The following is a 24,057-nucleotide window of genomic DNA, read 5'->3' on the forward strand; positions in this document are numbered from 1 at the left end:
CGGCAGGACACCAGACTTAACGGTCTCAAAGGAAGGTTTGTCGCAGGGGCAATTAATGTTTCTGGAATTTAACGACGTTCAGCACATGCTCGTCGGTTTGTTCCGGGCAAAGACCCGCCTGCTTAGCGTTGCGAACTTCTTCCAGAATCGTTTGCAATAACAGGCCATCCTGCTGCTGTTCTTCTTCCAGCAGGTGAAGGAAGCTCAGGGTTGCACCATCCTGAATGGCCTTTGCTTCTGCCGTCAGTGCGGAGAGCGTATTGCTGCGCTGCTGATGTTCTTCGAGCGATTTCAGAAACAAGTCTTCCAGTGTGGAACAGGTCGCATCGGAAGTATCTACGGCTTTAATCATCGGACATGCGCCGGACGTTTTCATAAAATCAAACATGCGCATCATTTTCGTCACGTTCAGTTGTGCCTGATTACGCAGGAAAGTGGCGGTGCCGTTCAGACGACGCTCACTGCACCATTCGCTAAAACGCAGGCACAGGTTAGAGGCATAGAATTCAAGGTTCATCTGAGCATTCAGCTTTTGCGCCATTCCGTTGACAGTCATACTAATATCCTAAATTACATGTAGAAATCACGCGCACGGCAGCTGTAAACAGCGCGCGTGCACCATAAATAATAAACGTAATAACGTTGAGAGATGACGATACCAAATATGATTTATATCGCGGACAAGATAATAACGCGAAATATCGAATAAGAAAATACCTAAATTTTACTCTTTACGTTTGGTTACAGTAGTGCGGAATTAACCCTTTTTAAGACATTTTCTAAAATATATATAATGTATCTGGCTGATATTTAATACAAAGATATTATCTGTAAAATACGAGCCTGATAATATGACAAAAAAATGATTGTTACCGGTAAAATAAAAGAAAATCTGAATGAGGCATTTCGTTAATTCTCTGTAGATCTGGCGATCTTTTTGCCACAGCGTAAAAATCTTTCAGAAAAAGTCCCGGCGCCCGACAGCGAAAATGCCCGCCAATGCCGTGCTGGCAGGCCGATGAGGATAAGTTGGCTGGTGGCATGGATAATTCTGCCATAGCCCGGTGCTATTGTATGATGAATACGTTAAAAATTATGTCATTTCTCGCTAAATCTATGCACTCAATTACTGTAATTCTGCGGTGTGATGGCGCTCTCTTATGGATAATTAATTTCCCGCTATTAATAAACTCACATGGGCATTGTTGCTGTGATCGATGCTAATGCGTTGTTTTATGTCCGAATAAATTCAGAAATTAGATTTTTCCCTACATAAAAGAGCACTAAAGCTGGAGTTTACCATGCACAAATTTACTAAAGCACTGGCGGCGATCGGTCTCGCTGCGGTTATGTCACAATCGGCTATCGCAGAGAATATGAAACTGGGTTTTTTAGTTAAACAGCCAGAAGAACCCTGGTTCCAGACCGAATGGCGTTTTGCCGATAAAGCCGGTAAAGATTTAGGGTTTGATGTGATTAAAATCGCCGTGCCTGACGGTGAGAAAACGCTGAACGCCATCGACAGCCTTGCCGCCAGCGGTGCGAAAGGGTTTGTTATCTGTACGCCTGACCCGAAACTGGGGCCAGCCATCGTGGCGAAGGCACGCAGCTATGATATGAAAGTGATTACCGTCGATGACCAGTTCGTTAACGCGAAAGGTAAACCGATGGAAAATGTCCCGCTGGTGATGATGGCTGCCAGTGAAATCGGCGCCCGCCAGGGACAAGAACTGTATAAAGAGATGCAAAAACGCGGCTGGGATGTCAAACAAACCGGCGTCATGGCGATTACTGCCGATGAGCTGGATACCGCGCGTCGCCGCACCACCGGCTCCATGGACGCGCTGAAAGCGGCAGGTTTCCCGGCAGCGCAAATCTACAAAGTGCCTACCAAATCTAACGATATCCCCGGTGCATTCGATGCCGGTAACTCCCTGCTGGTTCAGCATCCTCAAGTCAAACACTGGCTGGTGGTCGGCATGAATGACAATACCGTGCTGGGCGGCGTTCGCGCCACCGAAGGGCAGGGCTTTAAAGCCAACGACGTCATCGGTATTGGTATTAACGGTGTGGATGCGGTGAACGAACTGTCAAAAGCGCAGGCCACCGGTTTCTACGGCTCGTTGCTGCCAAGCCCGGACGTGCATGGCTATAAAACCAGCCAGTTGCTTTACAACTGGGTGACCAAAGGTGCAGAACCGCCGAAATTCACCGCTGTGACCGACGTTGTACTGATCACGCGTGACAATTTCAAAGAAGAGCTGGCGAAGAAAGGGCTGTAAAACGCACACCGGCTGCCCCTGCATACGCGCGGGCAGCCGGACGCGTGCTGAACTTACTGGCGGAGTCGTTATGCAACAGTCAACACCGTATCTCTCATTTCACGGCATCACCAAAACATTCCCTGGTGTGAAGGCACTGTCGGATATCAGTTTCGACTGCTATTCCGGACAGGTTCACGCGCTGATGGGGGAGAATGGCGCCGGAAAATCCACACTGCTTAAAATCCTCAGCGGCAACTATTCGCCGACGGCCGGTACTCTGCGGATCCGCGGACAGGAGATGGCGTTTGCTGATACGACCGCCGCGCTGAATGCCGGGGTGGCGATCATTTATCAGGAACTGCATCTGGTGCCTGAAATGACCGTAGCGGAAAACATCTATCTCGGACAGTTGCCGCATAAAGGCGGGATTGTGAATCGCTCTTTGCTGAATTACGAATCGCGTCTGCAACTGGAGCATCTTGGGCTCGATATCGACCCGGAAACGCCACTGAAATATCTCTCCATCGGCCAGTGGCAGATGGTGGAAATCGCGAAGGCGCTGGCGCGCAACGCTAAAATTATCGCCTTTGACGAACCGACCAGCTCGTTATCGGCGCGCGAAATCGACAATCTGTTCCGCGTCATCCGCGAACTGCGTAACGAAGGGCGCGTTATCCTTTATGTCTCCCACCGAATGGAAGAGATCTTTGCCCTCAGCGACGCGGTGACTGTCTTCAAAGATGGCCGTTTTGTGCGCACGTTTACCGACATGCAGCAGGTCAACCATGAGGTGCTGGTGCAGGCGATGGTCGGGCGCGACATCGGTGATATTTATGGCTGGCAACCGCGCGAATATGGCGCGGAACGACTGCGGCTGGAGCAGGTACAGGCACCGGGCGTACGTACGCCGATCTCGCTCTCTGTGCGCAGCGGCGAAATCGTCGGGTTGTTTGGTCTGGTCGGCGCAGGGCGCAGCGAACTGATGAAAGGGCTGTTCGGTGGCACGCGCATCACCGGCGGTCAGGTGTGGATTGACGGTGAACCCGTCAACATCACCAAACCGGCGCAGGCGATCAGCGCGGGCATGATGCTCTGCCCGGAAGATCGCAAAGCGGAAGGGATCATCCCGGTTCACTCTGTGCGCGACAACATTAATATCAGCGCCAGACGCAAACATATCCTTGGCGGCTGCGTGATCAATAACCGCTGGGAAGAGCAGAACGCCGATCACCATATTCAGTCGCTGAATATCAAAACCCCTGGCGCGGAACAGCTGATCATGAATCTCTCCGGCGGGAACCAGCAGAAAGCGATCCTGGGCCGCTGGCTCTCTGAAGAGATGAAAGTCATTTTGCTCGATGAACCGACCCGCGGCATCGACGTCGGGGCCAAACACGAAATCTATAACGTTATCTATGCGCTGGCGGCGTCCGGCGTGGCGGTGCTCTTTGCCTCAAGCGATCTGCCGGAAGTGATTGGCGTCGCCGACCGTATCGTGGTGATGCGCGAAGGGGAAATCGCCGGTGAGTTGCTGCATGAAAACGCCAATGAACAGCAGGCGTTAAGCCTTGCGATGCCTAAAGTCAGCCAGGCGGTCGCCTGAGAGGAGTCTATGATGTCATCTGTTACTACATCCGGCGCAACCCAGAAATCGTTCAGCTTTGGCCGCATCTGGGATCAGTACGGCATGCTGGTGGTGTTCGCCGTTCTGTTTATCGCCTGCGCGATTTTTGTGCCTAACTTCGCCACGTTCATCAATATGAAAGGGTTGGGGCTGGCGATTTCTATGTCCGGCATGGTGGCGTGCGGCATGCTGTTTTGCCTCGCTTCCGGTGATTTTGACCTGTCTGTCGCTTCGGTGATTGCCTGCGCCGGGGTCACCACGGCGGTGGTGATTAATATCACCGAGAGCCTGTGGATCGGCGTTCTTGCCGGGCTGTTGCTCGGTGTGCTGAGCGGCCTGGTCAACGGCTTTGTCATCGCCCGACTGAAAATCAACGCCCTGATCACCACGCTTGCCACCATGCAAATTGTCCGTGGTCTGGCCTATATTATTTCCGACGGGAAAGCGGTGGGGATCGAAGACGAGCGTTTCTTTACCCTCGGTTATGCCAACTGGTTCGGGTTACCGGCGCCTATCTGGTTAACGGTTGTGTGCCTGGTGATCTTCGGGTTGCTGCTCAACAAAACCACCTTTGGTCGCAATACGCTGGCGATTGGCGGTAATGAAGAAGCGGCGCGGCTCGCCGGGGTGCCGGTGGTGCGCACCAAGATCATCATCTTTGTGCTCTCCGGTCTGGTGTCGGCAGCGGCGGGGATCATCCTCGCCTCGCGTATGACCAGCGGCCAGCCAATGACGTCCATCGGCTATGAGCTGATCGTCATTTCGGCCTGTGTGCTGGGTGGCGTTTCTCTGAAAGGCGGGATTGGGAAAATCTCGTATGTCGTCGCCGGGATTCTGATTCTGGGGACCGTCGAGAATGCGATGAACCTGCTGAATATCTCGCCGTTCTCGCAGTATGTGGTGCGCGGTCTGATACTGCTGGCCGCGGTGATTTTCGACCGCTACAAACAAAAAGCGAAGCGTACGGCGTAATTTTTGCCCCCAACCTTTAAGTGTACTTCTTCCGTCTCGCCAGTGGGTAATTCCACTGGCGTTTTCATTTGAAAATGGCGAGAGCGGTCACACTGTCTATACTTATACTGCTAACTTTTTATTAACAAGAAGCCGTTGGCTGTAAAAAAAGGAGGACAAAGGGTGGATAAACTGCTCACAGTACCGCCTGATCTGACTGGAAATCTGGCATTTTTCTTTGATCTTGATGGAACGCTTGCAGAGATTAAACCCCATCCTGACCAGGTCGCTATTCCCACCGACGTTCGCCTTTCGCTGCATCAGCTTGCTGAACAGCAAAATGGTGCCGTGGCATTGATTTCAGGGCGCTCGATGGACGAGCTGGACGCGCTCGTCAAACCTTACCGTTTCCCACTCGCCGGGGTTCACGGGGCGGAACGTCGTGATATCAATGATCAGCGGCATATTCTGACCCTTCCTGACTCACTGGTCAGTACGCTTGAGGAGACCCTCAGGCAGGCGCTGGCGTCGTTACAGGGCAGCGAACTGGAAAGCAAGGGGATGGCATTCGCACTGCACTACCGACGCGCCCCACAGCACGAGGCGGCGATTATCGACCTCGCGCGGGACATTGTGGCGCGTTACCCGCAACTGGCGTTACAGCCGGGAAAATGCGTGGTGGAGATTAAACCTAAAGGCGTTAATAAAGGCGCGGCCATTGCGGCCTTTTTACAGGAAGCGCCCTTTATCGGTCGTCAGCCGGTGTTTGTCGGCGATGATCTGACCGATGAGAGCGGTTTCGAGGTGGTGAATAAACTGGGGGGTGTTTCAGTGAAAGTGGGCGAGGGGGAGACGCTGGCGAAATGTCGCCTGGCGGGCGTCCCGCACGTGCATCAATGGCTGAAAACCGTGGTGGATACCCAGCAACATACGCTAACTGACAGGAGGGATGGCTATGAGTCGCTTAGTCGTAGTATCTAATCGTGTCGCGTCGCCGGACGATAAAAAAGGCAGCGCCGGTGGCCTTGCGGTCGGCGTGCTTGGTGCCCTGAAATCTACCGGGGGATTATGGTTTGGCTGGAGTGGTGAAACGGGCGATGAAGACGCGCCACTAAAAAAAACCACGCGTGGGAACATTACCTGGGTGTCATTCAACCTTAGTGAGGAGAGCCACGATCTGTATTACAACCAGTTCTCCAACGCCGTGCTGTGGCCTGCGTTCCACTACCGTCTGGACCTGGTCGATTTTCAGCGCGACGCCTGGGAAGGGTATCAGCGGGTCAATTCGCTGATAGCGGACAAGCTGTTGCCGCTGATTGAGCCGGACGACATTCTGTGGATCCACGATTACCATCTGCTGCCCTTCGCCAGTGAACTACGAAAGCGTGGCGTGAATAACCGTATCGGTTTCTTTTTGCATATCCCGTTCCCGACACCAGAAATCTTTAACGCGCTGCCGCCACATGCCGAACTGCTGGAGCAGCTTTGTGATTACGACCTGCTCGGTTTTCAGACGGAAAACGACCGCCAGGCATTCCTTGAGTGTATAAAAGTGCAGACCCGTCTGACGACGCATGACAGCCACTCGCACCGGGCATGGGGGAAAGTGTTCAGCACTGAGGTCTATCCGATTGGCATTGAGCCGAAGGAGATTGCCCGCCAGGCGAGCGGCCCGTTGCCGCCGAAACTGGCGCAACTGAAGACGGAACTGAAAGGGCTGAAGAACATCTTCTCGGTTGAACGTCTCGATTACTCAAAAGGGCTGCCTGAGCGTTTTCAGGCTTACGAGACGCTGCTGGAGAAGTATCCGCAGCATCACGGGAAGATTCGCTATACGCAGATTGCGCCTACCTCGCGTGGCGACGTGCAGGCCTATCAGGATATTCGTCATCAACTGGAAACCGCGGCAGGACGGATCAACGGTCAGTATGGTCAGTTGGGCTGGACGCCGCTGTATTACCTGAATCAGCATTTTGACCGCAAGCTGTTAATGAAGGTCTTCCGCTACTCCGACGTTGGTCTGGTGACGCCGCTGCGTGATGGCATGAACCTGGTGGCGAAAGAGTTTGTCGCGGCGCAGGATCCGGCCAATCCTGGCGTGCTGGTGCTGTCGCAGTTTGCTGGCGCAGCGAATGAACTGACGTCGGCGCTGATCGTCAATCCGTATGATCGCGATGATGTCGCGGCGGCGCTCGACAGGGCGTTATCCATGCCGCTGGCTGAGCGTATCGCCCGTCATGCTGAGATGGAAGCGGTGATCAGAGAAAATGACATTAACCACTGGCAGGAACGCTTTATCAGCGACCTAAAGCAGATAACGCCGCGCAGTGAAGAGAGCCGCCTGCGCGACAAAGTGGCGACCTTCCCGAAACTGGCCTGACCGCAATCACACCCTGCGCGCCCTTGTGGCGCGCATCATTTCGCTTACTCTTTTTCCAGCGAGATTAGCAGCACATCAACGCCGCTGCTGCCAACCACCGTTTTGGCCGAGCAGGTCGCGCGGGAGAAAAAGCTCTTGTTGTGATTACCGCAAAGGACCAGGTCGACCTTTTTCTTCTGGCAAAAATGCCGGACGTGTTCGCCTAATTCCCCGGAAGCGATAACCGCTTCTTCGACAGGATAATCCATGTGCTGAATCAGTTCAGCCAGAAATTCCTTTGTCTCCTCCTGCATCAACTCACGCAGATTTTCCATCATCGGCGCGGCGAGCTGATTGTACATTTCCGGGTCAGCGGCAAAGGTGATCAGGCTGATTTTTGCCTGCACAGGACGGGCGATGGACACCGCCTTGTCGACAAGAATACGGCTTTCGGGCGTCGGGGCGACGGCGACTAAAAGGTGCGAGTACGGCATCTGGCCTCCTTGTGATACGCAAAACTACCCCTTTTCCCTCTTTACTCTGTTTCGTCAGTCCGTGCAAGGGCTGGCTAATACAGAAGTGTGAGCGTCTTCTGAATATTCATTAATTATTCTTATGTCAGGAATAAGATGAATGTTCAGCATGTTAAAGAAAAGGATCAACTTAACAAAAACTAGCAGCTTTAATAATCCATTTTTAACGTATGACCAGGGTTAACTAACAAAATTAAAATAATTACTTATCGAAATAATTTTATAATTCTAAAAGTATAACATTATGTTTTTATGATGATTATTATGCATTTATTGGCTATCGATATGACAAGATGGCCGTCATGTCCCGGCGCGGCAGATTTTCAAACCAAATTATCGCTTAAGTATGTGTCAGAAAATGCTTATTCATAGTTTAGTAATAAAAAAGTGTAAGGGATGCCTAAATATTCAACAATTCACAACGCATTCTGATGGATTTGCTGCTAATATTGAGCCTGATTATGTGATCTTGATCACAAAAATTTCAAATTTTCAGCAAGGCCACATTGTATGTGTAAGAACTGACGAGTACAGTTGCGTCGAATTAGGAAAAATCTTAGTTATTTGTAAGAAATGTTTAAAATTGACGCGTTATCTTTCCTTGCAGAAAGAAACAGAACAGTCAGGCAGACCATCGCCTAAGACAACTATGCATTTTGGCCGTTTCTATTTTTTTACCGGGTTTTTACCGGCGACATCACGGGGTGCGGTCACACCGCATAAAATAATGGTTGGTTATTCGGGATGGGAAAAATGCATACATCCGAGTTGCTAAAACATGTTTATGACATCAACTTGTCATATTTGCTACTTGCACAGCGTTTAATTAGTCAGGATAAAGCCTCCGCGATGTTCCGTCTCGGCATTAACGAAGAGATGGCAACAACGCTCGGGGAGCTCACCCTTCCGCAAATGGTCAAACTGGCGGAAACAAACCAACTGGTGTGCCAGTTCCGCTTCGATAGTCACCAGACCATCACGCGGCTGACACAAGAATCTCGTGTTGACGACCTTCAACAGATCCATACCGGAATCCTCCTCTCTACCCGCTTACTGAAAGAAACCGGTCAGGCTGAAGATTCTGCTAAGAAAAAAAGGGCCTGATGATGAGCGAAAAAAGCATTGTTCAGGAAGCCCGCGATATTCAGTTAGCAATGGAACTGATTACGTTGGGTGCTCGCTTGCAGATGCTGGAAAGTGAGACACAGCTGAGCCGTGGTCGTCTCATCAAACTGTACAAAGAATTGCGCGGTAGTCCTCCTCCGAAAGGCATGCTTCCATTTTCCACTGACTGGTTTATGACCTGGGAACAAAACATTCACTCTTCCATGTTTTGTAATGCCTGGCAGTATTTACTGAAAACAGGTCTGTGCAGCGGTGTGGATGCTGTCATCAAAGCCTATCGTCTCTATCTGGAACAATGTCCACAACAGGAAACGGGGCCGTTACTGGCGTTAACCCGTGCCTGGACGCTGGTGCGTTTCGTGGAGAGCGGGATGCTCGAATTGTCACATTGCAATTGCTGCGGTGGAAATTTTATTACTCACGCGCATCAACCGGTGGGGAGCTTCGTGTGCAGTCTGTGCCAGCCCCCGTCGCGCGCCGTAAAAAGACGTAAACTTTCCAGCGATGCTGCCGATATTACCTCACAACTGCTGGATGAACAGATAGGTCAGGCTGTTTAACCGAATCGGTGTGGACAAACACTCCAGCAGCGGTAAGTGATTACCGCTGCTTTTTTTTGCCCTAACGAAAACGGACAACGCTTATCTGTTCCTCCTCGCCTTAGTCAACAGTGGAAGGATGATGTCGTGCTTATCTTATTAGGATACCTGGTGGTTATCGGTACAGTTTTCGGCGGTTTTGTCATGACCGGCGGACACCTTGGGGCACTCTATCAACCTGCTGAGCTGGTTATTATCGCTGGCGCGGGTATTGGTGCGTTTATCGTCGGCAACAACGGCAAAGCGATCAGGGGCACGATGAAGGCACTGCCGTTACTGTTCCGCCGTTCAAAGTACACCAAAAGCATGTACATGGATCTGCTGGCGCTGCTGTATCGCCTGATGGCCAAATCGCGCCAGCAGGGGATGTTCTCGCTGGAGCGTGATATCGAAAATCCGCGTGAGAGCGAGATTTTCACCAGTTACCCACGCATTCTCGCCGACAACATCATGCTCGATTTTATCGTTGACTATCTGCGCCTCATCATCAGCGGCAACATGAACACGTTTGAAATCGAAGCGCTGATGGATGAAGAGATCGAGACCCACGAAAGCGAAGCGGAAGTACCCGCCAACAGCCTGGCGCTGGTCGGTGACTCGTTACCCGCGTTTGGTATCGTCGCCGCTGTCATGGGGGTGGTTCACGCGCTGGCCTCCGCTGACCGTCCGGCGGCGGAACTGGGCTCACTGATTGCTCACGCGATGGTCGGGACGTTCCTCGGTATTCTGCTGTCCTATGGGTTTATCTCGCCGCTCGCCAGTGTGCTGCGCCAGAAAAGCGCCGAGACCACCAAAATGATGCAGTGCGTCAAAATCACGCTGCTGTCGAACCTGAATGGTTATGCGCCGCCGATCGCTGTTGAGTTTGGTCGTAAAACGCTTTATTCCAGCGAGCGTCCGTCGTTTATCGAACTGGAAGAACATGTACGCGCCGTGCGCAATCCTAACGCCGCTCAAACGCAGAACACGACCGAGAACGCATGAAAAATCAGACGCACCCCATCGTCGTTGTCAGGCGGCGCAGGCACAAAGGACACCACCATGTTCATGGTTCATGGAAGATTGCTTATGCCGATTTTATGACGGCAATGATGGCGTTCTTCCTCGTGATGTGGCTGATCTCCATCTCGAATCCGAAAGAGTTGATCCAGATTGCTGAATATTTCCGCACGCCGCTGGCGACCGCGATCACCGGCGGGCAGCGGATTTCAAACAGTGAAAGCCCGATCCCGGGCGGCGGCGATGACTTTACCCAGCAGAAAGGCGAAGTGACCAAACAGCCGAACATTGATGATCTGAAAAAGCGCATGGAGCAGAGCCGGTTGCAGAAAATTCGTGGCGAGCTCGATCAACTGATTGAGTCCGACCCGAAACTCAAGGCACTGCGTCCGCACCTGAAAATCGACCTGGTGCAGGAAGGGTTGCGGATCCAGATTATCGACAGCCAGAACCGGCCGATGTTTGAAACCGGACGGGCGGAAGTGGAGCCGTACATGCGCGACATTCTGCGGAAAATCGCGCCGGTGCTGAACGAAATCCCTAACAAAATCAGTCTGTCTGGCCATACCGATGACTACCAGTATGCCACTGGCGAACGCGGCTACAGCAACTGGGAACTCTCCGCCGACCGCGCGAACGCCTCGCGTCGCGAACTGGTCGCGGGCGGTCTGGACGATGGCAAAGTGTTACGCGTGGTGGGAATGGCTAACACCATGCGCCTTAACGATCGAGGCGGCGATGACGCCATTAACCGTCGTATCAGTCTGCTGGTGCTGAACCATCAGGCCGAAGAGGCGATCCTGCATGAAAATGCGGAAAGCCAGAATGAACCATTAAGTGTTTTACAGCAGCCAGCGGCAGTGCCGTCGGCGGCCAGTCCCACATCGCCACAACCCGATCAGAGGTGATACCGTGAGTATGGATATCAGCGATTTTTATCAGACGTTTTTTGATGAAGCCGACGAATTGTTGGCTGACATGGAGCAGCACCTGCTGGATTTAGTTCCTGAAGCACCTGATGCCGAGCAGATGAACGCCATTTTCCGTGCCGCCCACTCCATCAAGGGGGGCGCAGGTACTTTCGGGTTCACTATTCTGCAGGAGACCACGCACCTGATGGAAAACCTGCTTGATGACGCGCGGCGTGGTGAGATGCAGCTCAACACCGACATTATCAACCTGTTTTTGGAAACCAAAGATATTATGCAGGAACAACTCGACGCCTATAAAAGCTCATCAGAACCTGATGCTGCCAGCTTCGAATACATTTGTACTGCGTTACGTCAGCTGGCGCTGGAGGCAAAAGGTGAAAGTGCCCCCGTCGCGGCAAACGGGGCAAAACTGTCCGTCGTGGAAACCGAAGAAGTTGCGCCCATGGCAGGCGGTCCGGCAGGCAAAACACGTATCGTGCTGTCGCGGCTGAAGCCCGGCGAGCCAGACATGCTGCAGGAAGAACTGAGCAACCTGGCGCAGCTCAGCCAGGTGGAAAAAACCGACGATTCGCTCTCGGCAACGCTTGACGGCAGCGTCGATCAGGACGATGTCGTGGCCGTGCTGTGCTTCGTCATCGAAGCGGATCAAATCGCTTTTGAGACGGTCACCACGGAAGTGGCGGTCGTCGCGGCTGAGGAAAGCGCCGCTACGGCGGTTGCCGCTGTCGAACCGGTCGCGCCCGCCGTACCGGCGTTGAAACCGGTTGCCAAAGAGACCACGCCAGCGCCTGCCGGTCGTGACAAACCGGCCGCCCGCGCCAGTGAATCCACCAGTATCCGCGTGGCGGTTGAAAAGGTGGATCAGCTGATAAACCTGGTCGGCGAACTGGTGATCACCCAGTCGATGCTGGCGCAGCGCTCCAACGAACTTGACCCGGTGCAGCATGGTGATCTGATCACCAGCATGGGGCAATTACAGCGCAACGCCCGCGATCTGCAGGAATCGGTAATGTCGATTCGTATGATGCCGATGGAATACGTTTTCAGCCGCTTCCCGCGTCTGGTGCGTGACCTGGCGGGCAAACTCGGCAAGCAGGTGGAACTGACCCAACTGGGTAGCTCGACTGAACTCGACAAGAGCCTGATCGAACGCATCATCGACCCGTTAACGCACCTGGTGCGTAACAGCCTTGACCACGGTATCGAACTGCCGGAAGCGCGTGTCGCTGCCGGGAAATCAGCGGTCGGCAATCTGATCCTCTCCGCGGAACATCAGGGCGGCAATATCTGTATCGAAGTCACCGACGACGGTGCCGGGTTGAACCGCGAACGTATTCTGGCGAAAGCGATTTCTCAGGGCATGGCGGTGCATGACAACATGACCGATGAAGAAGTCGGGATGCTCATTTTTGCGCCGGGCTTCTCAACCGCCGAACAGGTGACCGACGTGTCGGGCCGTGGCGTGGGAATGGACGTGGTGAAACGTAACATCCAGGAGATGGGCGGCCACGTCGAGATTCAGTCCAAACAGGGTTCCGGTACCACCATCCGTATTTTACTGCCGTTGACGCTCGCCATCCTCGACGGGATGTCGGTCAAAGTCAGCGGAGAAGTCTTTATTCTGCCGCTGAATGCGGTAATGGAGTCCCTGCAGCCGCGTGAAGAAGATCTGCACCCGCTGGCGGGCGGCGAACGCGTACTCGAAGTGCGTGGCGAGTATCTGCCGCTGGTCGAATTGTGGAAAATCTTTGATGTCGATGGTGCCAACACCGAACCGACGCAGGGGATTGTGGTGATCCTGCAAAGCGCCGGTCGTCGTTATGCGCTGCTGGTGGATCAGTTGATTGGCCAGCACCAGGTGGTGGTGAAAAACCTCGAAAGCAACTATCGCAAAGTGCCGGGCATTTCTGCGGCCACTATTCTCGGCGATGGCAGCGTAGCGCTGATTGTTGATGTCTCTGCGCTGCAAGGAATAAATCGTGAACAACGCGTGGCGAACACTGCCGCCTGATTGAGATAAAAGGTAATAACATGACCGGTATGAGCACTGTAGCAAAACTGGCGGGTGAGCCAACGGGCCAGGAATTTCTGGTCTTCACACTGGGTGATGAAGAGTACGGCATTGATATCCTGAAAGTGCAGGAGATCCGTGGTTACGATCAGGTCACGCGTATCGCGAACACGCCGACCTTTATCAAAGGCGTAACCAACCTGCGCGGCGTGATCGTGCCTATCGTCGATCTGCGCGTGAAGTTCAGCCAGCAGGAAGTGGAGTATGACGAAAACACGGTGGTGATCGTTCTCAACCTCAGCCAGCGTGTGGTCGGTATCGTGGTGGATGGTGTCTCCGACGTATTGTCGTTGACCTCGGATCAGATCCGCCCGGCACCGGAATTCGCCGTCACACTCTCCACCGAGTACCTCACTGGCCTCGGCGCGCTCGGCGATCGGATGTTGATTCTGGTTAACATCGAAAAACTGCTGAACAGCGAAGAGATGTCATTGCTGGATAACGCGGCAGCGCACGTTGCCTGATACGCCCTCGCTTCTGTAACGCCTCCGGTAACGGAGGCGTTTTGCGTTATACACGTCCATCAACAGGAACACGACCAAAGCGCAATTTTCCTGCCTCTCCCCTTTAAAGTTCTCCCTGCAAATGCCGATAACCCTGTAAATGAATAATTAAGAAGGTGTTGTATGTTGAACCGTATCCGCGTTGTCACGTTGCTGATGTTGGTGCTGGTTGTCTTCGCACTTCTTCAGTTGCTTTCTGGTGGTTTTTTATTTTCTTCCCTACAGCAAAATCAGCAGAGTTTCGTGCTGTCTAACGAACTGCGTACCCAGCAAACTGAGCTCAGCAAAACCTGGGAGCTGATGCTGCAAACCCGTATCAACCTGAGCCGTTCATCAGCCCGTATGATGATGGACGCCGCAAATCAGCAGAGCAGCGCCAAAACCGATCTGCTGAAAAACGCCAAACTGACGCTGGCAGACGCGGCGAAGCATTACGAGGTCTTTAAACAGGCGGCGCCGGAAGCGGCAATGACTGACGTCACCCAGCGCGTCGACGACAGCTATCAGAAATATTTCGCCGGTCTGACGGAGCTGATCAGCTTCCTCGACAACGGCAAGATGGACGCCTATTTCGCGCAGCCGACCCAGGGCATGCAGAACGCGCTGGGCGACGCCATGAGCCAGTACGCAGCGCAGAGTGAAGCGCTCTACCAGCAGGCGTTTACCACCAGCGGAAGAGATTACCGCTTTGCGCAGTGGCAGCTGGCGATCATCGCCGTGGCGATGGTGGTGGTGCTGATCGCGGTCTGGATTGGGATCCGTCACATCCTGCTGTTACCACTGGCGAAAGTCATGAATCACCTGCGTCAGATAGCCGAGGGTAATCTGACCTCGTCGCTGGCCATTGCCGGGCGCAATGAAATTGCCGAACTGGCAGGCACCGTCAACCATATGCAGCATTCGTTGATTGATACCGTCACTCGCGTACGCGAAGGGACCGATGCCATCTACACCGGCACCAGCGAAATCGCGATGGGCAACAGTGATCTTTCGTCCCGTACCGAGCAGCAGGCGTCTGCGCTGGAAGAGACGGCCGCCAGCATGGAACAATTGACGGCCACGGTGAAACAGAACGCCGATAACGCTCGTCAGGCTTCGCATCTGGCGAAAAGCGCGTCGGATACCGCGGAGCGCGGCGGCAAAGTGGTGGACGGCGTGGTCTCCACGATGCATGACATTGCCGCCAGTTCGCAGAAAATCTCCGACATTACCAGCGTTATTGATGGCATTGCCTTCCAGACGAACATCCTCGCGCTGAACGCCGCCGTTGAAGCCGCCCGTGCGGGCGAGCAGGGGCGCGGCTTTGCCGTGGTGGCGGGTGAAGTACGTAACCTCGCCAGCCGCAGCGCGCAGGCGGCAAAAGAAATTAAAACGTTGATCGACGACTCTGTGTCGCGCGTCGATACCGGCTCCGTGCTGGTGGAAAGCGCGGGCGAAACCATGCGCGAAGTCGTCAACGCCGTCACCCGCGTCACTGACATCATGGGCGAAATCTCCTCGGCATCCGATGAGCAGAGCCGTGGCATCGATCAGGTGGCGCTGGCGGTATCAGAAATGGACAGAGTCACTCAGCAGAACGCCTCGCTGGTGCAGGAATCCGCTGCTGCCGCAGCGGCACTGGAAGATCAGGCCAGCCGCTTAACGCAGGCTGTCTCTGCTTTCCGTATCAATGAAAAAAGTCAGAAAACCGTCGGCAGAACGGTGCAGCCGGATGCAGCACCGGTAATTTTGCGTCAACGTACCGCTTCGGCGGGCGGCGACGAAAACTGGGAAACCTTTTAATTTCTTCGCGGCACATTGCCGTCATCGGGAGTGGGGATGTTCAATCGTATTCGTATCTCGACCACGCTGTTTTTGATTTTGATAATTTGCGGTTTGTTACAGGTGGGGAGCAACGGACTGTCTTTCTGGGCGTTTCGTGATGGATTTCACGGTTTACAGCAGGTTGCGCATAGCAATACCCAGCGCACTCAGCTGGCGCAAATGCGTTCGGTGCTGCTTCAGGCCAGTTCTGCACTGAATAAAGCCGGAACGCTGACGGCGCTGAGTTACCCGCAGGATGACATTAAGGCGCTGATCGCCAGCGCCCATGCTGCCCTGCAGGAGTCTGACGGATTGTTAAAAGCGTTTATCGCGGTTCCGGCGATAAACGCGGAAGGCCAGAAACTGATGGAAGGGTCGAAAGTCACCTACAGTCAGTGGCGCGACGATCTTCAGCATCAGGTAACCTGGCTTGAGAACAACCAACTCTCTGACTTTATGACCGCGCCGGTGGAAAAATCGCAGGCGGCGTTTGATGCCAACTTCAATGCCTGGCAGAACCACATCAATCTGTTTGTGGAGAAGGCCGGACGTGAAGGGGAGAACAACTATCATCGCTCCGCCATGGGTTTCATGCTGGTGGTCGTGCTGGCGGCACTGGTGACCACCGCCTCGTTGTGGTGGGCGCGCAAGATGATCGTCGTTCCGTTGACCATCATCAGCAGCCACTTTGAAAGTATCGCCAAAGGTAATCTGGCGCGGCCGATCGCGGTGTATGGCAAAAACGAGATTTCAGCGATTTTTGCCGGACTGAAAGCGATGCAGGGTGCATTGCGCGATACGGTCAGTCAGGTGCGTGAAGGCAGTTACGCGATGCATACCGGTATTTCGGAAATTGCAGCGGGTAACAACGACCTGTCATCACGTACCGAACAACAGGCGGCCTCGCTGGCGGAAACGGCGGCCAGTATGGAGCAGCTGACCGCCACTGTCGGACAGAACGCCGACAACGCTCGCCAGGCGTCGAAACTCGCCAGCAGCGCGGCAGACACCGCGAAGCGCGGCGGTCAGCAGACGTCACACGTGGCAGAGACAATGCAGGATATCGCCAACAGTTCCCGCAAGATTGGCGATATTATCAACGTCATTGATGGCATTGCTTTCCAGACCAATATTCTGGCGCTGAACGCAGCGGTGGAAGCGGCGCGAGCCGGGGAGCAGGGGCGCGGATTCGCGGTCGTTGCCGGGGAAGTGCGTAACCTGGCCAGCCGAAGCGCTCAGGCAGCAAAAGAAATTAAAACGCTGATTGAGGAGTCAGTGTCGCGCGTGCAGGAAGGATCTGAGCGGGTGGATATGGCCGCCAGCACGATGCAGGACATTGTACGTTCAGTCACTCAGGTGAACGACATTATGGGTGAAATCGCCTCCGCGTCTGATGAACAGCGCCGTGGCATTGAGCAGGTGGCGCAGGCGGTCAGTCAGATGGATCAGGTGACGCAGCAGAACGCCTCGCTGGTGGAAGAGGGCGCGGCGGCAACGGATCAACTGGCAAGTCAGGCCGACCATCTTACCTCACTGGTGTCCGTGTTTGAGATTGAAGAAAGGAAAGTGACTCAGCAAGACGTAACGGCTGAGGCTGTACCTGTTGTTTCCTGAATGGGATTAAGAAGGCGCTATGACATCATCTCTGCCCGCAGGGCAATCGTCGTTACTTATGCAGATGACACAGCGCCTGGCGCTGTCCGACGCGCAGTTTCGTCGGATATGCCAACTGATCTACCAGCGCGCAGGTATTGTGCTGGCTGATCACAAGCGCGATATGGTTTACAACCGCCTGGTGCGGCGCTTACGTACGCTCGGGCTGGATGACTTTGGCCACTATCTGAGCATGCTGGAATCGCACCCGGAGAATGCGGAGTGGCAGGCGTTTATTAACTCGTTGACCACTAACCTGACATCGTTTTTTCGTGAGGCGCACCACTTTCCGGCGCTGGCGGAGCATGCTCGCCGCCATCGCGGTGGGGAGTATCGCGTCTGGAGCGCGGCGGCATCAACCGGTGAAGAGCCGTATTCCATCGCCATCACGCTCGCTGACACTCTGGGGACAGCCCCAGGGCGCTGGCGGGTGTTTGCCAGCGATATCGACACCGAAGTGCTGCAAAAGGCGCAAAGTGGCATTTACCGCCATGAAGAGCTGAAGACGCTGTCACAACAGCAGCTACAGAACTACTTCATGCGTGGCACCGGCCCGCATTCAGGGCTGGTGCGGGTACGACAGGAACTGGCGAACTACGTGGATTTTGCCACGCTGAATTTGCTCTCCAGAACCTACAACGTACCGGGACCATTCGATGCGATTTTTTGTCGCAACGTGATGATTTATTTCGACAAAACGACGCAGCAGGAGATCCTCCACCGTTTTGTCCCATTACTTAAGCCCGACGGCCTGCTGTTTGCCGGGCACTCGGAGAACTTCAGCCACCTCGTGCGCGAGTTTAGCCTGCGTGGGCAGACGGTTTACGCGCTGAGTAAGGATAGAGCATGAGTAAAATCAGGGTGTTGTCTGTTGATGATTCCGCGCTGATGCGCCAGATCATGACGGAAATTGTCAATAGTCACAGTGACATGGAGATGGTTGCGACCGCGCCGGACCCGCTGGTAGCCCGGGATTTAATTAAAAAATTTAACCCGGATGTTTTGACGCTGGATGTCGAAATGCCACGCATGGACGGTCTGGACTTCCTTGAAAAACTGATGCGTTTACGCCCGATGCCGGTGGTGATGGTCTCCTCACTGACCGGCAAAGGGTCGGAAGTGACGCTGCGGGCGCTGGAGCTGGGCGCCATTGATTTCGTGACCAAACCGCAGCTCGGTATCCGCGAAGGGATGCTGGCTTACAGCGAAATGATCGCGGAAAAAGTGCGAGCGGCGTCGCGGGCGCAGGTGATCACCCATAAATCGATGGCGGCGCCTGCCACCTTAAAAGCGGGGCCGTTGCTGAGTTCGGAAAAGCTGATTGCGATTGGCGCGTCAACCGGCGGCACCGAGGCGATTCGCCACGTTCTGCAACCGATGCCGCTGACCAGCCCGGCGATCCTGATAACTCAGCACATGCCGCCGGGATTTACCCGCTCGTTTGCGGAACGGCTCAACAAGCTGTGCCAGATTACGGTGAAAGAAGCGGAAGACGGCGAACGTGTTCTGCCGGGCCATGCGTATATTGCGCCGGGCGACAAACATATGGAGCTGGCGCGCAGCGGGGCAAACTATCAAATCAAAATTCACGACGGACCGCCGGTGAACCGGCATCGTCCGGCGGTCGATGTGCTGTTTCATTCAGTGGCGAAATATGCGGGGCGCAACGCGGTGGGGGTGATCCTCACCGGGATGGGCAACGATGGCGCTGCTGGCATGTCAGCAATGCACCAGGCTGGCGCCTGGACAATTGCGCAAAATGAAGCAAGTTGTGTGGTGTTCGGCATGCCGCGCGAAGCTATCAATATGGGTGGCGTTAGCGAAGTGGTCGATCTTAGCCAGGTAAGCCAGCAGATGCTGGCGAAAATCAGTGCCGGACAGGCAATACGTATTTAAGAGGAGTGGAGTTTTATGGCGGATAAAGAGCTTAGGTTTCTGGTTGTGGATGACTTTTCCACCATGCGTCGGATCGTGCGCAACCTGCTGAAAGAGCTGGGTTTCAACAACGTTGAAGAAGCGGAAGACGGCGTTGACGCACTGAACAAGCTGCAGGCGGGTGGTTTTGATTTTGTCATCTCTGACTGGAACATGCCGAACATGGATGGCCTCGACTTGCTGAAAACCATTCGTGCCGACGGCGGAATGGCGAACATGCCGGTGCTGATGGTGACCGCGGAAGCGAAGAAAGAAAACATCATCGCCGCAGCCCAGGCAGGCGCCAGTGGCTACGTTGTGAAGCCATTCACCGCAGCGACCCTGGAAGAGAAGCTCAGCAAAATCTTCGAGAAACTCGGCATGTGAGGACGAGACGATGACGATGACGAAACCCGCGATTAAACCAGGAGAAGAACATTCCGCAGCGGATATTATCGCGCGCATCGGGAGTCTGACCCGCATGCTGCGCGATAGCCTGCGTGAGCTGGGGTTGGATCAGGCCATTGCCGAAGCGGCAGAGGCGATCCCGGATGCCCGCGACCGTCTGGACTACGTTGTCCAGATGACCGCTCAGGCGGCGGAACGCGCGCTGAACTGCGTCGAACTTTCGCAGCCTCACCAGAACCAGATGGAAAAGGACGCCAAAGCCCTTTCCGGTCGCTGGGATGAATGGTTCGAAAATCCGATTGAGCTGGCTGACGCACGCGAACTGGTCACCGATACGCGCAAATATCTGGCGGATGTCCCGCAACACACCAGTTTTACCAACGCCCAGTTGCTGGAAATCATGATGGCGCAGGATTTCCAGGATCTGACCGGGCAGGTGATCAAGCGCATGATGGACGTGATTCAGGAAATTGAACGTCAGCTCCTGATGGTACTGCTGGAAAACATGCCTGATCAGCCTGCACGAACAAAACGCGAAAGCGAAAGCCTGCTTAATGGTCCGCAAATGGACACCACTAAAGCGGGCGTGGTGGCAAGCCAGGATCAGGTCGACGACCTGCTCGATAGCCTCGGCTTCTGACCGACGGATGGCCCTCCGGGGCCATCTGCCTTGCTAGCGCAAATCCAGTTTGACGGTGACGTTGCCTTCGAACGGTCCTGCTGTCGGTGGCGTTGCGGTGGTGGCGACGGGCGTGGCCTGCATTTTTATCGATCCATTCCCCTGCGAATCAAGCACCACCGGGAACGCCACTGAGCCGTCCAGACTCACGCTGTTGCTGTTCGCGTCAAACATCCGCACGCCGATATCGTCCCGGCCCACCATCTTCGCAATCAACCCGTCGCCGGGATCGCTGACGCCCTGATCGGCAGTCAGCGTCAGTTTTATTTTCTGATAATTACTGACTGCCGCGTTATCGCAATGGAAATTAATGTCGACGGCCTTCAGGGCAAACCCGGTGGGTGGCACTCCGGCGGCAGTAAAGTTGCTGCGGGCAATGGCGCCGAAATCCACATCGATGGTGCTGCCCGCGTTAATAGTACAGCTTAGCGGCGCGCTCAGGCTACCGGAAAGCCAGATGTTAGCCACCGGCTGGGCATCGCCGGAGTTGCACATGCCGCTGCCGAAATAGAGACAGGCGGAGCTCTGCTCAACCAGAGTGGCGGGAATGGTCTCCTGCCCGAGGATCGGTGATTTAATATACAAACGGGTGGAAAGCACATTCCATTTGAACTGTCTGGATGGCACGCCTGCCACAGGTTCTGTACCGGAGCGACAGACGGTTTCGTTGCTTTCCTTTGAGGTTAATGACTCATTAGATCTGACCGGAACGGTTGTGGGGTAATTATCAATAGTGATGCGGTACAAGCCGCTGCCGTCCGGGGAGTGGATCGCATCCGTATAGGCATCGACATGAATATCGATATTCTCCGTCAGATAACCATACCCGGCCTGACTGCCCGCCAGGAGCGGGCTACCGGCAAAGGTATATCCCATTACCGTACTTGATGATGACATTGTTCCGGGGCAGTCGCACTGCGCGGTGATGGACGGACCAGCACCGACCTGATGCCCGTCGAGCGTAACTGTCTTACCTGTACTGTTTTCACTCGCGCTGAATTCACGATCAATCGTGGCCTGGTAAGTACCAGGTGCGGCGAAACAGTTACGTAAGATCGTGGCCGCCGGGGCTGAAACGCTGCTCAATATAAAGAGTGTGGCGATGAGGATACGGGGAATGGGGATCATCATTGTTCTTCCTGACGGCAAACTGCCGTGACCATTTTGATGCGCGCCGGGGTACTACTGGCGGGGATGCGAATATCGGCGTGGCACTGCATTCGTGAGCCTGTGCCCCATTTGATGGTGACCGTGGTGGTTTCAGCGATGCCTGCCATATAAAGCACACCGCCGTCATCGACTATGCCACTACTTTGCGCGCCGTCGACGGTGGCGATGGCGCCAAAGGGGACGGGTTGGCCATTCGGGAGGGTTAGCGTCATCAGCACGCGGTAGCCAATATGCGCAGTAAAATGTGCGCGAACGGCGGCATTACGTGCCGGAACGACGGTTATCGCCGTGTTGTTGCTGTCCACATCGTCCGGCAGCGTCGTGGTGTCAATACCTATCCGGTTTTCCTGATAAGCGGTCAGCGACGGAATAATGGCATTGCCTGCCCAGTCGGTACGAATACCGTACTGATTCTGAAACCGCAGACCTGACGCCCCGCCAGTATCCACTATCGCAAACTGATCGCCGAGCGGTTGTGACAGTGTCACTCCATGTGGATGTGCCACAATGGCGCCGCTGATACCGTAGCTTATCTGCCGATCGCCACCTGACGCGGAATAATATCCGCCGCTGAGGTTACCAAAGGGCGACCGCCAGGTACTGTACAGACTGCTGCTGTCGGCAGGTTGCTGGTCGCTATGGCTCTGTTGCAGGCTATAGTTGAGACTGCGATCGTCCAGTAGCGTGCCGCTCAGCCCCAGGTTTTGCTGCGTACCGCCATTTTTGCTGTTGCTGATTGAGTAGCTCGCCCAGCTGTTGGCGAGCCAGCGGTTAAGAGGAATGCTGACGCCAAAAGCGATCATCCGATCATCATCACCGCTGTCGGTTTCGGCCCGGGTGAGGGTCAAATGGTAACTGATGCCCGCGTACTGATAGCTCATTCCGCCAGACAGACTGCGCTCTTTGCGCGAGGTTCCCCAGTAATTCTGTTGATAGCCGTTCAGATAAAGGCTACCGTTGGTGAAAGGCTGGCTGATGCTGAACTGAATGCGGTTGCGCTTGTTGTAATCATCACGCCAGTCATTCTGATCTTCCCGGGCATGGTTGGCGTCTGCAAAGGCGTAATAGCCACGCGTGGAATAACGGTAACTGGCCAGCGTCAGGTGTGTATTTGTGGCGTCAATACTTGAAGAGTAGAGCAGCCGCCACGACTGACCGTCACTGTTTTCGTGATGAGCTAACTCGGTACGCGCGGCGGTGACATCAAGCGATAGCGCGCCGAAACGCCCGAGGTTAATCCCCATCCCCGACGCCAGCGCCGTGTAGTTTTCAGCGGCTGTCAGACCACCATACAACGTTGCGATATTATTCAGGCCATAAATAGCGCTGGCCTGGAGAAATTTCGGTTCCCGATCGTCGCTGCCTTCCTGCGAACGATAGCGACCAACGGTGGTTTCAAAGCGCCAGTGTTGCGGGCGCTGCATCAGCGCAACGCTGGAAAAGGGCTGGGTAAAATTATGCTCGCTACCGTCGGCCTCTTTGACGCTGACCTGCAGGTCACCGCTGTTGGTGGAGGCATAAATATCGCTGATCTCGAACGCCCCTGGCGCGACGTTCGCCTGATAAATGGTGTAGCCGTTCTGCTTAACCGTGACGACCGCATTGGAGTTGGCTATCCCGCGGATCACCGGTGCGAAACCCCGCTCGCTGACCGGCAGCATCTCTTCGTCCGAGGCGATATTGATGCCTTCAAACTGCACACTGTCGAACACATCGCCGCGCGTGCTGCTTTGCCCGGCAACGAACTGGGCTTTCAGAAAACGCAGATCATGTTGCAGCCAACTGCCGATGGTTTGCCAGTGACGTTCGTCTGATGTCTGACTCCAGGCGGAATAATTACGAATTTTCCAGCCGCTGAGGTTAGCGCCGATGCGCAGGTTAATGTACTGACTGTTATCGTCAGTGTCGCCACGGTTTTCGCGCCCGCTCCAGGCGTAGTCGGTAAAGAGTACCGGTACGCCGTCATCCCAGCGTGAAGGATCGACATAGCCCGCGCTCAGCGCATGAATTGCCGCCTGCGGCAGACTTAAGTTCAGCGTCTGCGTGGTGAAGTTGTAGCGGCTGTTGGCGGCAGGAATGTAGTGCCCTAATGATTCAGGCAATGGTTCGTCGGCGGGAAGTGCCGCCAGTTCTGCGTAATCATCCACTTTTACTCCCCATTGCCGCAGCATCAGCGGTGTTACCTGTGCGACCAGTGCGCCGTCCGGCCCGTTCAGGAAACTGAGCGTACGCATTTCCAGCCGCTGATCATTCAGCAGCACGGTGGTGGGATAGCTGCCGGGTAACTGCGCGTTTGGGTTGGAAAAAATAGATAAATCGGTTGCTGATGTTCCGCCTTCCAGCGCTGTAGGGGAAAAATAGAAATCACGCGCCAGCGCGCTTTCTGCGACCAGTGCGATGATGCCGCAAAGGGTAGCAGAAACGCGCCACCGGTGGCGACGAGAGGATGAGGCCGAAGGAATAATCATTG

Annotated in this window: 21 protein-coding genes; 17 read left to right on the forward strand and 4 right to left on the reverse strand. The window is 54.6% G+C overall.

Annotation, left to right across the window (positions count from 1 at the left end):
- Positions 1–52 precede the first annotated feature (52 nt).
- A complete protein-coding gene (locus AOY23_RS17730) occupies positions 53–556 on the reverse strand; it encodes a non-heme ferritin-like protein (protein ID WP_054180690.1) in 504 nt (167 codons plus the stop codon).
- A gap of 745 nt (positions 557–1,301) precedes the next feature.
- On the opposite strand from AOY23_RS17730, the gene AOY23_RS17735 reads away from it, so the two are divergent.
- From AOY23_RS17735 to otsA, 5 genes are all read left to right on the forward strand, one after another.
- Positions 1,302–2,282 (forward strand): arabinose ABC transporter substrate-binding protein, encoded by a 981-nt coding sequence (locus tag AOY23_RS17735; protein WP_054180689.1) that lies wholly within the window; start codon positions 1,302–1,304, stop codon positions 2,280–2,282.
- Between the two features lie 70 nt (positions 2,283–2,352).
- A complete protein-coding gene (gene araG, locus AOY23_RS17740) occupies positions 2,353–3,867 on the forward strand; it encodes an L-arabinose ABC transporter ATP-binding protein AraG (protein WP_054180688.1) in 1,515 nt (504 codons plus the stop codon).
- 12 nt (positions 3,868–3,879) lie between these two features.
- Positions 3,880–4,860, forward strand: coding sequence for an arabinose ABC transporter permease AraH (gene araH, locus AOY23_RS17745; RefSeq protein ID WP_054180687.1), 981 nt, complete (start codon positions 3,880–3,882; stop codon positions 4,858–4,860).
- A gap of 162 nt (positions 4,861–5,022) precedes the next feature.
- A complete protein-coding gene (gene otsB, locus AOY23_RS17750) occupies positions 5,023–5,820 on the forward strand; it encodes a trehalose-phosphatase (RefSeq protein ID WP_054180686.1) in 798 nt (265 codons plus the stop codon).
- The gene (gene otsA / locus AOY23_RS17755) at positions 5,795–7,219 is read left to right on the forward strand and encodes an alpha,alpha-trehalose-phosphate synthase (RefSeq protein ID WP_054180685.1); all 1,425 of its coding nucleotides are present in this window, start codon (positions 5,795–5,797) and stop codon (positions 7,217–7,219) included. Before otsB ends, otsA begins: the two co-directional genes overlap by 26 nt.
- A 44-nt stretch (positions 7,220–7,263) precedes the next feature.
- Here the strand turns inward: otsA and uspC are convergent, their stop codons facing one another.
- Positions 7,264–7,692: a universal stress protein UspC gene (gene uspC, locus AOY23_RS17760; RefSeq protein WP_054180684.1), complete on the reverse strand. Its 429-nt coding sequence runs from the start codon at positions 7,690–7,692 to the stop codon at positions 7,264–7,266.
- A gap of 792 nt (positions 7,693–8,484) precedes the next feature.
- Here uspC and flhD point away from each other — a divergent pair.
- The 12 genes from flhD (at position 8,485) to cheZ (ending at position 20,378) form a co-directional block, all read left to right on the forward strand.
- On the forward strand, positions 8,485–8,835 hold the full coding sequence (gene flhD, locus AOY23_RS17765) for a flagellar transcriptional regulator FlhD (RefSeq protein WP_038153372.1): 351 nt from the start codon (positions 8,485–8,487) through the stop codon (positions 8,833–8,835).
- Positions 8,832–9,416 carry a flagellar transcriptional regulator FlhC gene (flhC, locus tag AOY23_RS17770; RefSeq protein WP_192901444.1) on the forward strand — a complete coding sequence of 195 codons (585 nt, stop codon included), beginning with the start codon at positions 8,832–8,834 and terminating at the stop codon, positions 9,414–9,416. The genes flhD and flhC overlap by 4 nt, the downstream gene beginning before the upstream one ends.
- A gap of 126 nt (positions 9,417–9,542) precedes the next feature.
- Complete coding sequence (gene motA / locus AOY23_RS17775; RefSeq protein ID WP_054180683.1) at positions 9,543–10,439, forward strand: flagellar motor stator protein MotA; 897 nt, start codon at positions 9,543–9,545, stop codon at positions 10,437–10,439.
- A complete protein-coding gene (motB, locus tag AOY23_RS17780) occupies positions 10,436–11,362 on the forward strand; it encodes a flagellar motor protein MotB (protein WP_054180682.1) in 927 nt (308 codons plus the stop codon). The genes motA and motB overlap by 4 nt, the downstream gene beginning before the upstream one ends.
- A gap of 4 nt (positions 11,363–11,366) precedes the next feature.
- The gene (cheA, locus tag AOY23_RS17785; protein WP_054180681.1) at positions 11,367–13,397 is read left to right on the forward strand and encodes a chemotaxis protein CheA; all 2,031 of its coding nucleotides are present in this window, start codon (positions 11,367–11,369) and stop codon (positions 13,395–13,397) included.
- Positions 13,398–13,417: 20 nt separating this feature from the next.
- The gene (cheW, locus tag AOY23_RS17790) at positions 13,418–13,921 is read left to right on the forward strand and encodes a chemotaxis protein CheW (protein ID WP_054180680.1); all 504 of its coding nucleotides are present in this window, start codon (positions 13,418–13,420) and stop codon (positions 13,919–13,921) included.
- Positions 13,922–14,083: 162 nt separating this feature from the next.
- Complete coding sequence (tar, locus tag AOY23_RS17795) at positions 14,084–15,742, forward strand: methyl-accepting chemotaxis protein II (RefSeq protein ID WP_054180679.1); 1,659 nt, start codon at positions 14,084–14,086, stop codon at positions 15,740–15,742.
- 36 nt (positions 15,743–15,778) lie between these two features.
- Positions 15,779–17,377: a methyl-accepting chemotaxis protein IV gene (gene tap, locus AOY23_RS17800; RefSeq protein ID WP_054180678.1), complete on the forward strand. Its 1,599-nt coding sequence runs from the start codon at positions 15,779–15,781 to the stop codon at positions 17,375–17,377.
- A gap of 19 nt (positions 17,378–17,396) precedes the next feature.
- On the forward strand, positions 17,397–18,266 hold the full coding sequence (cheR, locus tag AOY23_RS17805) for a protein-glutamate O-methyltransferase CheR (RefSeq protein ID WP_054180677.1): 870 nt from the start codon (positions 17,397–17,399) through the stop codon (positions 18,264–18,266).
- Entirely contained in the window at positions 18,263–19,312 is a 1,050-nt protein-coding gene (locus AOY23_RS17810; protein ID WP_054180676.1) for a protein-glutamate methylesterase/protein-glutamine glutaminase, read from the forward strand. The genes cheR and AOY23_RS17810 overlap by 4 nt, the downstream gene beginning before the upstream one ends.
- A 15-nt stretch (positions 19,313–19,327) precedes the next feature.
- Positions 19,328–19,717 (forward strand): chemotaxis response regulator CheY, encoded by a 390-nt coding sequence (gene cheY / locus AOY23_RS17815; protein WP_054180675.1) that lies wholly within the window; start codon positions 19,328–19,330, stop codon positions 19,715–19,717.
- Positions 19,718–19,733: 16 nt separating this feature from the next.
- Positions 19,734–20,378 (forward strand): protein phosphatase CheZ, encoded by a 645-nt coding sequence (gene cheZ, locus AOY23_RS17820; RefSeq protein ID WP_054180747.1) that lies wholly within the window; start codon positions 19,734–19,736, stop codon positions 20,376–20,378.
- 33 nt (positions 20,379–20,411) lie between these two features.
- Here the strand turns inward: cheZ and AOY23_RS17825 are convergent, their stop codons facing one another.
- Positions 20,412–21,548 (reverse strand): fimbrial protein, encoded by a 1,137-nt coding sequence (locus AOY23_RS17825; protein WP_054180674.1) that lies wholly within the window; start codon positions 21,546–21,548, stop codon positions 20,412–20,414.
- Positions 21,545–24,055: a fimbria/pilus outer membrane usher protein gene (locus tag AOY23_RS17830; RefSeq protein WP_081005584.1), complete on the reverse strand. Its 2,511-nt coding sequence runs from the start codon at positions 24,053–24,055 to the stop codon at positions 21,545–21,547. The genes AOY23_RS17825 and AOY23_RS17830 overlap by 4 nt, the downstream gene beginning before the upstream one ends.
- Between the last annotated feature and the right edge of the window lie 2 nt (positions 24,056–24,057).

This window comes from Trabulsiella odontotermitis (assembly GCF_001297775.1).
GTDB lineage: Bacteria > Pseudomonadota > Gammaproteobacteria > Enterobacterales > Enterobacteriaceae > Trabulsiella > Trabulsiella odontotermitis.